9 protein-coding genes are annotated in these 9451 nt (G+C 72.9%); 5 read left to right on the plus strand and 4 right to left on the minus strand.

Translation table 11 applies throughout. The annotated features are described in order from the left end of the window. Positions 1–20: 20 nt before the first annotated feature. The gene (locus ACYUD3_RS37110) at positions 21–1340 is read right to left on the minus strand and encodes a glycoside hydrolase family 26 protein (RefSeq protein ID WP_470980448.1); all 1320 of its coding nucleotides are present in this window, start codon (positions 1338–1340) and stop codon (positions 21–23) included. A 209-nt stretch (positions 1341–1549) separates the two neighbouring features. Here ACYUD3_RS37110 and ACYUD3_RS37115 point away from each other — a divergent pair, with 209 nt between their 5' ends. Then, positions 1550–3016 (plus strand): ATP-grasp domain-containing protein, encoded by a 1467-nt coding sequence (locus tag ACYUD3_RS37115; RefSeq protein ID WP_470980451.1) that lies wholly within the window; start codon positions 1550–1552, stop codon positions 3014–3016. Continuing rightward, positions 3016–4335 carry an NAD(P)-binding domain-containing protein gene (locus ACYUD3_RS37120; RefSeq protein ID WP_470980453.1) on the plus strand — a complete coding sequence of 440 codons (1320 nt, stop codon included), beginning with the start codon at positions 3016–3018 and terminating at the stop codon, positions 4333–4335. Before ACYUD3_RS37115 ends, ACYUD3_RS37120 begins: the two co-directional genes overlap by 1 nt. 332 nt (positions 4336–4667) lie before the next feature. Here ACYUD3_RS37120 and ACYUD3_RS37125 read toward each other — a convergent pair whose 3' ends face one another. The 3 genes from ACYUD3_RS37125 to ACYUD3_RS37135 form a co-directional block, all read right to left on the minus strand. Further along, the gene (locus ACYUD3_RS37125; protein WP_470980456.1) at positions 4668–5813 is read right to left on the minus strand and encodes a chaplin; all 1146 of its coding nucleotides are present in this window, start codon (positions 5811–5813) and stop codon (positions 4668–4670) included. A 113-nt stretch (positions 5814–5926) separates the two neighbouring features. Beyond that, a complete protein-coding gene (chpD, locus tag ACYUD3_RS37130) occupies positions 5927–6154 on the minus strand; it encodes a chaplin ChpD (RefSeq protein WP_470980458.1) in 228 nt (75 codons plus the stop codon). Positions 6155–6570: 416 nt separating this feature from the next. Next, positions 6571–6984, minus strand: a complete 414-nt coding sequence (locus ACYUD3_RS37135; RefSeq protein WP_470980461.1) for a rodlin — start codon at positions 6982–6984, stop codon at positions 6571–6573. A 220-nt stretch (positions 6985–7204) separates the two neighbouring features. On the opposite strand from ACYUD3_RS37135, the gene ACYUD3_RS37140 reads away from it, so the two are divergent. From ACYUD3_RS37140 to ACYUD3_RS37150, 3 genes are all read left to right on the plus strand, one after another. Continuing rightward, positions 7205–7615: a rodlin gene (locus tag ACYUD3_RS37140; protein WP_470980464.1), complete on the plus strand. Its 411-nt coding sequence runs from the start codon at positions 7205–7207 to the stop codon at positions 7613–7615. Positions 7616–7696: 81 nt separating this feature from the next. Then, positions 7697–8836: an LCP family protein gene (locus tag ACYUD3_RS37145; protein ID WP_470980467.1), complete on the plus strand. Its 1140-nt coding sequence runs from the start codon at positions 7697–7699 to the stop codon at positions 8834–8836. Positions 8837–8957: 121 nt separating this feature from the next. Then, entirely contained in the window at positions 8958–9365 is a 408-nt protein-coding gene (locus ACYUD3_RS37150) for a rodlin (protein WP_470980470.1), read from the plus strand. The last annotated feature ends 86 nt before the right edge of the window (positions 9366–9451 follow it).

A 9451-nucleotide genomic window follows, 5' to 3' on the forward strand; every position in this document is an offset into this window, starting at 1 on the left:
AGGGCCCGCCGCCGGCCGGGTCAGTGGTTGCGGGAGAGCCAGTCGAACTTCAGGCAGAGCTTGCCGCCGAGCCAGTGCTCGACCCAGCCGCCGAGGTTCACCGGCGCGCAGTTGTGCTCCGGCTGAGTGGGCGGGGTGGGCGGCTTCGGCGGGGTCGGCGGCTTGACCGGCGGCTGCACCGGCGGCTGGACCGGCGTCACCGGCAGCTCCGTACGGCCGGTGAGGACCGCCTTGTAGACCTCCGAGGAGCGCGGGTTGGAGCGGCACTGCCACACGCCGTGCGGGCAGTAGTCGGTGACCGTGTTGTACAGCGGCTTGTTCTCGTCCATCCAGGCGAGCATGCGCCGCATGTATTCAGGGTTGTCGCCGTTGCGGAACAGCCCCCATTCCGGGTACGAGATGGCCTTTCCGTGCTCTTTCGCGAAATCGACGTGCTGTTTCAGGCCGTAGGGCTCGGCGACCTGTTCGTCGAAGGACATTCCGGCGGGCTGGTCGTAGGAATCCATTCCCACGATGTCCACGACCCCGTCCCCGGGATAGCACTTGGTCCACGCGATGGCGTCGTGGCCGCGGCTCGGGGTGAAGTCGAACTTGAACTGCTGTCCCGGCACCGCGCGCATGGTGGTGACGATGCGTTTCCAGTACTCCTTCCACGCCTCCGGGTCGGGGCCGCAGCGGTGGGTGTACGTGGTGCCGTTCATCTCCCAGCCGAGCACGATCACCGTGTCCAGGGCGCCGAGGGAGACCAGCCGTTCGGCGAGGGCCTTGTAGTGGCCGTCGAACTCGCCGGCCGCGCCCCGCCGCAGCAGGCGGCGCACCTCGGCGTCGGGGACGTGCTCCTCGTTGCGCTCCAGCATCGGCACGTTGAGGACGAACGTGCGGTCCGCCTTCGCGTGCCGCCAGTTGGCCCACGTGTCGAGGAAGCCGGGGGCGCCCTCGATGTTGCTCCAGCGGTCGCCCGGCAGGTAGGTGTGCCCCACCCGCAGCTCGGCGCCGCCCAGCCAGTCGCTCAGCTCGGCCATGCGGCTCACCCCGCGCGGACCGTAGTCGAGGTAGGCGCCGAACGCGGGGTACGACTTGGCGGGGGTCTGGGTCGGGGGCTGCTGCTGGGCCGGCGGCTGCTGCTGCGGCGCGGACTGCGGCTGCTGCTCCCACCAGCGCCCGGTCTCCCACCACCGTCCGTCCAGGCCCGTCCCCGGAGAGGGCGGATCGGCGCTGCGCACCACCACCTCCGCGCCCGCGGCGAAACCAGGACCGGTGGCGAGGACGGCCGAGGTGACGACGGCCGTCGCGACGACGGCCAGCCGCCGGGACCGGAGGCGTCGCTGTCGTGGTTGCATGCCTGCTCCTTCTGCACTCTCGCGCGTGACGGACGCGTACTGCGCACCCCGTTCGCGCGTTATGACAGCGTCAGGAATTCCTGACAGACAGTCACATGTAAGTCATACGAAAAGGAAGTACGCCACCGCCGTTACGGCTTTCGAGTGAGCGCGCCGCTCCACACTCGTCCGCCCCGGTGAAAACCGAACCGCCGAAGAGGAATTCGCCCGTGCCCCTGCTCGACACCCGCGTCCCCGCCGTCGTACTGCGGATCGACCGGAACCCCTTTCACCACGGAACGCTGGGTGCCGTGCGCTCCCTCGGCCGCGCCGGAATCGAGGTGCACCTGGTCGCGGACGTGACCGGAAGTCCCGTCCGCAGCTCCCGTTTCGTACGCCAGCTGCATCCCCCGCCGCCGCCGGGCGCGCCGGACGCCGAGGTGGCCGCGGTGCTGCTGAAGGTCGCCGCGCGCGTCGAGCGGCCGGCCGTGCTGATCGCCATGGACGACGCCGGCGCGCTCGCGGTGAGCCGGCTCGGCGCGCGGCTCGCGCCCGCGTTCCTGCTGCCGCAGATGACCGGGGCGGTGCCGGAGCGGGTCGCCGACAAGGCGGAGCTGGCCGGTCTGTGCCGGGCGGCGGGCGTGCCGCATCCGCGCACGGTGCTGCCCGAGTCGGCGGCGCAGGCCGCGCAGGCCGCCTGGGAGCTGGGCCTGCCGGTGATCGCCAAGTGGAGCCGGCCCTGGCTGCTGCCCGGCGGCAGCGGACTGCGCAGCACCGTCGTCGTGCGCTCCCCGCAGGAGGCGCGCGCGCTGTATCTCCGTACGGAGGACGCCGGTTGCCGGCTGCTGCTCCAGGAGTTCCTGCCGCCCGGGGCGGGCCGGGACTGGTTCTTCCACGGGTACGCCGACCGCACCGGCGCCGTCCGCGCGGGCGGGCCCGGCCGCAAGCTGCTGTCCTGGCCGCGCGGGGCGGGGCTCACGGCGGCCGGGGAGTGGGCGCCGAACGCGACCGTGACCGCGCTCGCCGAGCGGCTCGCCGGGGACCTCGGCTACCGGGGCATCTTCGACCTCGACTTCCGCCGCTGCGGCGACGGCCGCTACCACCTCCTCGACTTCAACCCCCGCCCCGGCGCCCAGTTCCGGCTCTTCACCGACTCCGCGGGCCTCGACGTCGTCCGCGCCCAGCACCTCGACCTCACCCACCGCGCGCTGCCCGCCGGGGTGCCGGTGCCCGGCCGCTCGTTCGTGGTGGAGAACTACGCCCCGTTCAGCGCACTGCGCCGGGCCCCGCACGGCCGCGAACTGGCCTGGTGGGCCGCCGACGACGGCGCGCCCGGGCGGGCGCTGTGGGGGCTGTGGGGGCGGCATGTGACGGGGCGCGTACTGGCGAGGCTGCGCCGGACGACGGCCCCGGACACGCCGGGCGCACCCCCGCGGGTCGTACGGCAGGCGGCGCCACCGGCGGGGCTTCCCGACGCCGGCCTCCCGGACCCCGCCGCCGCCCCCGGCCTCGCAGCCGCCCCCGGCGACCCCGGCCTCGCCGCCTCCCTTGGCGTCCCCGGCCCCGTCGGCGCGGTCGGCCTCCCCGGCTCCTCCGGCGTCCCCTCCTCCCCCGGCCGTCCCGGCCCCTCCGGCCTTCCTGTCCCTCCCGATCTTCCCGTCGAACCGACCGACGACGAGAAAGCGAGCAGTTGCTGATGTTCGATCTGCTGGTGGTGGGCGCGGGCCCGTACGGCCTGTCCATCGCGTCCCATGCCGCGAGCGCCGGGCTGAGCCTGCGCGTCTTCGGCCGGCCCATGGCCTCCTGGCGCGACCACATGCCGCGCGGCATGTTCCTCAAGTCCGAGCCCTGGGCGTCCAACCTGACCGACCCGGCCGCCCGCCTGCGCCTGGACGCGTACTGCGCGACCCGCGGCCTGAGCGCCCGGCACGGCGAGCCGATCCCGGTGGAGGTGTTCGCCGACTACGGCCTGTGGTTCGCCCGCAACGCCGTCCCGGAGGTGGACGAGCGGATGATCGTCCGCGTCTCCGGCTGCCCCGGCGGTTTCGAGGCGGTGACCGACGACGGTGAGGTCCTGCACGCCCGTACGGTCGCCCTCGCGGTCGGCGTGATGCCGTTCGTGGAGATCCCCGGCGCGCTGCGCGGGCTGTCCGACACGCTCGTCTCGCACAGCAGCCACCACAGCGACCTCGACCGCTTCCGGGGCTCGGACGTCACCGTCATCGGCGGCGGCCAGGCGGCCCTGGAGACGGCGGCGCTGCTGGCCGAACAGGGCACCCGGGTAAGGGTGTTGGCGCGCGCCCCGCAGCTCGACTGGAACGACGTGCCGCCGCCGTGGGAGCGGCCGTGGTGGCAGTCGGCGCGCTCGCCGCACAGCGGGCTCGGGTGCGGGTGGCGGAACTGGTTCTACTCCGAGCGGGCGGGGCTGTACCGGCGGCTCCCGGAGCGGACGCGGGCGCGGATCGCGGGGTCGGCGCTGGGGCCCGCCGGGGCGTGGTGGGTGCGGGAGCGGGTGGAGGGGGCTGTGGAGGTGCGGCTGGGGCAGGAGGTGGTCCGGGCGCGGGCCGCGGGGGGTGGGGTGCGGCTGGAGGTGGGGCCGTCTTCCGGGGGAGGTTCTACCGGCGAGGCTTCTGGGGGCGGGGCTTCTGGGCGGGGTCCCTCAAGGGAGTCGGCCTCCTTCGACACCCGGCACGTCATCGCCGCCACCGGGTTCCAGGCCACGCGGGAGCGGCTGGGGATGCTCTCGCCGGAGCTGCGGGGGCGGCTGGCGGAGGTCGCCGACGGGTCGCCCGAGGTGGGGCGGGACTTCGAGTCGTCGTACCCGGGGCTGTTCATGGCCGGGCTGGTGACCGCCTCCGGGTACGGGCCCGCGATGCGCTTCGTGCACGGCGCGATGTTCACGGCGCCGGCGCTGGTGCGAGGGGTGCGGCGGCGGCTGCGGGCCGGGATTCCGGCGGGCGCGATTCCCGCGCCGGGGCGGCGGGGGGAGCGGGGGGCGGTGGACGCGGTGCGCTGAGCCGAGTGCGCTGAGCTGAGGCGGCCGGGCTCATGAGGGAGCGGGACTCGTGAGCCGGGGCCCATGACTCGGGTGCCTCATAGGGGAGTTGGGGTCTCGCTCAACCGGCGTTCAGCGCAACCCGCGTTCAGCACAACCGGTGTTCAACTCAACTCGCGTTCAGCCAAACGGTGTTCAGCTCAACCGGCGTTCAGCGGCGGCCGACGTTCAGCTCAACCCACGTTCAGCGGCGGCCGGCGTTCCGCTCAACCCGCGTTCACCAGTGACCGGCTCTCCCGGCGGAGCCGCAAAGCGCAGGTGCCGGGCGCGGCTCGCGTCCGGCACCGGGTGCGTCATCGACGGGCTGCTCTGCCGCGCCGGTAGAGGAGGCTGCCGCCGGTCAGGAGGGCGGCGCTGAAGCCCGCGGCGGCGAGGAGGTCTTCGCCGCTGCCGGTGTTCGCCAAGGTGGGGGGTTTGGCGGGGGTTCCGCTGGGGGGCTGGTCGTTGCCCGTGGGCGGGGGCTGGTTGTTGCCGCCACCAGGAGGCTGGTTCGTGCCGCCAGGGGGCTGATCGTTGCCGGTCGGGGGCGGCTGGTTGTTGTTCCCGCCGGGGGGCTGGTCGTTGCCGGTCGGCGGGGGCTGCTCGAGTCCGCCTCCGCCGGGCGGCTGGTCGTTCCCCGTGGGCGGCGGCTGGTTGGTGTTCCCTCCGGGGGGCTGGTCGTTGCCGGTGGGCGGCGGCTGCTCGTTGCCCGTGGACGGGGGCTGCTCGTTGCCGCCGGGGGGCTGCTCGCAGTTCTCGCCGTTGGAGCCCGGGGTGTCGATCACGTCACCGGGGCTGTCGCACTCCCCCGGGCCGGTGTTGTCGCCGCCTCCGCCGGGCGGCTGCTCGTTGCCGGTGGACGGGGGCTGCTCGTGGCCGCCGCCGGGGGGCTGCTCGACGTCACCGGGAGGCTGGTCGCCGTATCCCGGGGGCTGGTCACCGTACCCGGGCGGCTGCTCGCCGTACGCCGGCGGCTGCTCCCCGTAGCCCGAGGGCTCGTCGTCGCCGTAACCAGTCTGCTCGCCGTAACCCGCGTGGTCGCCGTACCCGGTGTGCTCGCCGTAGCCCGCGTGCTCGCCGTAGCCGTAGCCATGCTCGCCGTACCCGGTGTGCGCGCCGTAGTCGTAGCCGCGGTCGTCGTCATCGTCGTCCGTGCCGTGGCCGTAGCCGTGCTCCCGGAGGTACTCGGCCGCGTACGACGGCTTCGCCGGGGGCTCCGCGTGGTGGGCGCAGGAGTTGCCGAACGACGGGTTGAGGGCCGACGCGGCGTCCACGGTGTTGCCGCAGGCGTTGACCGGGACGGTCACGGGGGCCGAGACGCTGTTGCCGGACAGGACGCCGGGGGACTCGGCCGAGGCCGCGCCGGTCTCGGCGGCGGCGAGTGCGGGGCTGCCGCACAGGGACAGGATGCCCGTCGCGGCGGCTGCCGCGACCATTCCCCTGCTCAGGGTCTGTCGCAATCTCGTGTCTTCCTGAGAGTGCCGTAAGTGTGGAAAAGGCCGGCCTCGGAACGCTGGGCAAGTGTCCAAGGCCGGCCTCGACCGAGCCGTATGAGGCCCGGTACGACCAGTCGTCAGCCGTTGACGCAGGTGTTGCCGAACGCGGGGTTCAGCAGACCGATGACGTTGATCGAGTTACCGCACACGTTGACCGGGACGTGGACCGGGACCTGGATCACGTTGCCCGACAGAACACCCGGCGAACCGACGGCGGCACCCTCGGCACCGGCGTCCGCGAAGGCCGGAGCGGCACCGCCCAGGGCCAGTACCAGACCGGCGATGATCGCAGCGCTCTTCTTCATGTCGTTCCCTTCTCAACGGCCATGACGTCCATGACCTATGAACTGCAAACGAGAGATAGACAAGGGAAGAAACTGAGCAACTGTCGCGGCACGGGAATTCACTCGAACGCATTCATATAATCAGCGAATTGGCCTCAATGGGGCAATCCAGCGGACCGAGAAAGGCTGAGGAAACGTCACTGCTCAAGAAGACGCATCGAATTGACGGGTCATCAACAACAATGCGGGGCCCGGACGGCCTGCACGCAGGACAGGCCGTCCGGGCCCGGCACGCAGGACAGGCCGTCCGGGCCCGGCACCCGGTGGACGTCAGNCCCACACCCCCCCCCCCCCCCCCCCCCCCCCCCCCCCCCCCCTCTCTCCCCCCCCCCCCCCCCCCCCCCCCCCCCCCCCCCCCCCCCGGCACCCGGTGGACGTCAGTTGTTCGCGAGCCCGTTGCCGGAGAGGACCGGGATGTCGTTCGCGATGTGCGACAGCGGCTCGTCGCCCTTGGCCTGCGTCGAGTCCTCGGCACACTGCTGGTTCTGCGGGGCGGACAGGACGGGGATGTCCTGGACGGCGACCGGGACCAGCACGCCGACGAGGGAGCCCACGTTGGCCTTGACCGGGGCGCCGAGGCAGAGCTTGTTGACCGAGCTCTGGACCAGAGTGGCCTGGGGGCTCATGTCGCCCTTGGTCACCGAGTTGCCGAACGCGGACTGCGCGCCGTTGCCGCTCGCCGAGGTGGTGCCCATGTCGTTGCCGATGGCCAGCGCCTGAGGGGCCACGGCCGCGCTCGCGCCGACGACGGCCCCGGCGACAGCGGCCACGGCCATTGCCTTCTTCAGCATTTCGCTCTCTTCTCTTTCCCGGTCCCGGCTCCCGCCGGGACCTTTGTGCCTGCCTCCGACTCAACACCCGGCCCGGGAATTGGTTGCGGCACTTCACCCGATCGGTTTCACGGCCCGTAGTCCTTGCGCCATCCGGGTGAATGCTCGAAACCTCCGCCCGCGCCGTCGGTTGATCAGCACACTCCGGTGGACGGGGTTTCTCCAGAAGGGACTTATTCAAGTGATCAAGAAGGTACTGGCTGCCGCCGCTGTCGCCGCATCCGTCGTCGGCGCGACCGCCGCCGCCGCTGCCCCGGCCCTCGCCATCGGCAACGACCACGGCACCACCTCCGCCAGCGGCAACGGCGCCCAGCAGGCGTTCGGCAACTCGGCGACCTACGGCAACATGAGCCCGCAGATGGCGCTCATCCAGGGCTCGCTCAACAAGCCCTGCATCGGTCTGCCGGCCAAGGTCAACGCGGGCTCGCTCGTCGGCCTGGTCCCGATCGCCGTCCAGGACATCAACGTCCTGTCCTCCCCGCAGAACCAGCAGTGTGTCGAGAACTCGACGCAGGCCAAGGGCGACGAGCCGCTGTCGCACATCCTGGACAACATCCCGGTGCTCTCCGGCAACGGCGCCGGCAACAGCTGAGCCAGCCATCGGGGCTGATTTTCGGCTCCGCCCAGCGGGCCGCCGGTCTTCCGGCGGCCCGTCTGTTTTAGCTTGCGCGGCGTGACGAGTGACAGAACCTCCCGAGACCCCGTCAGCTCCCTCGACTCCGCCCGGCCCGGCTCCCGGAACTCCGCCCGGCCCAGCCCCTGCGGCTCCGCCCGGCGAAACCTTTCCCCTCACCGCCGCTCCCGGCTCCCCCGCCGTGCCCTCCCCGCCATCCTCGCTCTCGGCGCGACCCTCCTCGGCACCGCCGCCGCCCTCCCCCAGGACAGGCCCGCGCCCCGCCGCCCGCTGAACGTCCTGCTGCTCGGCACGGACGAGCGGGACACCATCTCCACCGCCGAGAAGCACCGCTGGCACGCGGGCGGCCAGGCCTGCGGCTGCTCCGACTCGATGATGCTGGTGCACTTCTCCGCCCGCCGGGACCGGGTCAGCGTCGTCGGGCTGCCGCGCGACTCGTACGCGACGATCCCCGCCCACCGCGACGAGCGCGGCCGTATGCGCCGCGCGCACGGCGCGAAGCTCAACGCGGCCTTCCAGGAAGGCGGTCCGGAGCTGGCGATGAAGACGGTCGGCGCGATGACCGGGGTGCGGATCGACCGGTATCTCCAGGTGGACTTCCGGCGCTTCATCGACACCGTCGACCAGGCCGGCGGGGTCGAGGTGTGCACGCCCCGGCGGCTCAGGGACTCGGCGACCAAGATCGACCTCGCGCCCGGCACGCACCGGCTGCTCGGCGGGCCCGCGCTGGAGTATGTCCGCTCCCGGCACGTCGACGGCAGCGCCGACCTCGGCCGGATCCAGCGTCAGCAGCGGTTCCTCGTGCAGGCGTTGCGCGGGACGCAGGCGCGCGGGCTGCTCGCGGATCCCCGGCGCACGCTCGCGCTGATGCGCACGCTGCTCGGGTCGGGGCCGCAGGGGTTCGGGCCGCTCGAACTGGCGCGGCTGGCCGGGGAGTTGAAGAGACTTCCGGCGGGGCGGACCGAGTTCACGACCGTGCCGGTCGGCGGCTTCAACCCCGTGCGCAAGGACATCGGTTCGACGCTGGCCTGGGACCGGAAGGCCGCCGCCAAGGTGTTCGGGAGGATCCGCAAGGATCAGCCGCTGCTGGCGGCGCGGGCCGATCCCCGGCCGAAGGACCCGCCGAGTCTGCTGGGGCCGCCGGTGACCGTGCGCGGGAGCGCGTACGGGTGCCGCTGAGGGCGCTCGGCCCGCGGTGCGCTGGGCCGTTCGGGGCAACTTGCGCAACCCCGGGCGGGGCCGGGCCGTTCTCGATCATGCAACTCCGTCCCCGGAGTCCGCTTCTCGAAGGGAAAGAACCATGAAGAAGCTGTGGGCGACCGCGGCTGTCGCCGCCTCCGTAGCCGGTATCGCCGCCGGTGCCGCCCCCCAGGCGCTGGCGATCGGCAACGACTCGGGCACGACCTCCGCCAGCGGCAACGGCGCCCAGCAGGCGTTCGGCAACTCGGCCACCTTTGGTGACATGAGCCCGCAGCTCTCGCTGGTCCAGGGGTCGCTGAACAAGCCCTGCATCGGCCTGCCCGCGAAGGTCAACGCCGGTTCTCTGGTCGGCCTGGTGCCGATCGCCGTTCAGGACGTCAACGTCCTGTCCTCCCCGCAGAACCAGCAGTGTGTCGAGAACTCGACGCAGGCCAAGGGCGACGAGCCGCTGTCGCACATCCTGGACGACATCCCGGTCCTCTCCGGCAACGGTGTGGGCAACAGCTGAGTCGTCCCGACTCCGCGCCGGGGGGGGGGGGGGGGGGGGGGGGGGGGGGGGGGGGGGGGGGGGGGGGGGGGGGGGGGGGGGGGGGG

The sequence above is a fragment of the Streptomyces sp. AMJ-169 genome (assembly GCF_055597585.1).

Excerpts from the sequence above, each read along its gene's own strand:
- ACYUD3_RS37150 (WP_470980470.1), top strand. The coding sequence starts at position 8,958 with ATGAAGAAGCTGTGGGCGACCGCGGCTGTCGCCGCCTCCGTAGCCGGT.
- ACYUD3_RS37120 (WP_470980453.1), top strand. The coding sequence starts at position 3,016 with ATGTTCGATCTGCTGGTGGTGGGCGCGGGCCCGTACGGCCTGTCCATC.
- ACYUD3_RS37135 (WP_470980461.1), bottom strand. The coding sequence starts at position 6,984 with ATGCTGAAGAAGGCAATGGCCGTGGCCGCTGTCGCCGGGGCCGTCGTC.
- chpD (WP_470980458.1), bottom strand. The coding sequence starts at position 6,154 with ATGAAGAAGAGCGCTGCGATCATCGCCGGTCTGGTACTGGCCCTGGGC.
- ACYUD3_RS37110 (WP_470980448.1), bottom strand. The coding sequence starts at position 1,340 with ATGCAACCACGACAGCGACGCCTCCGGTCCCGGCGGCTGGCCGTCGTC.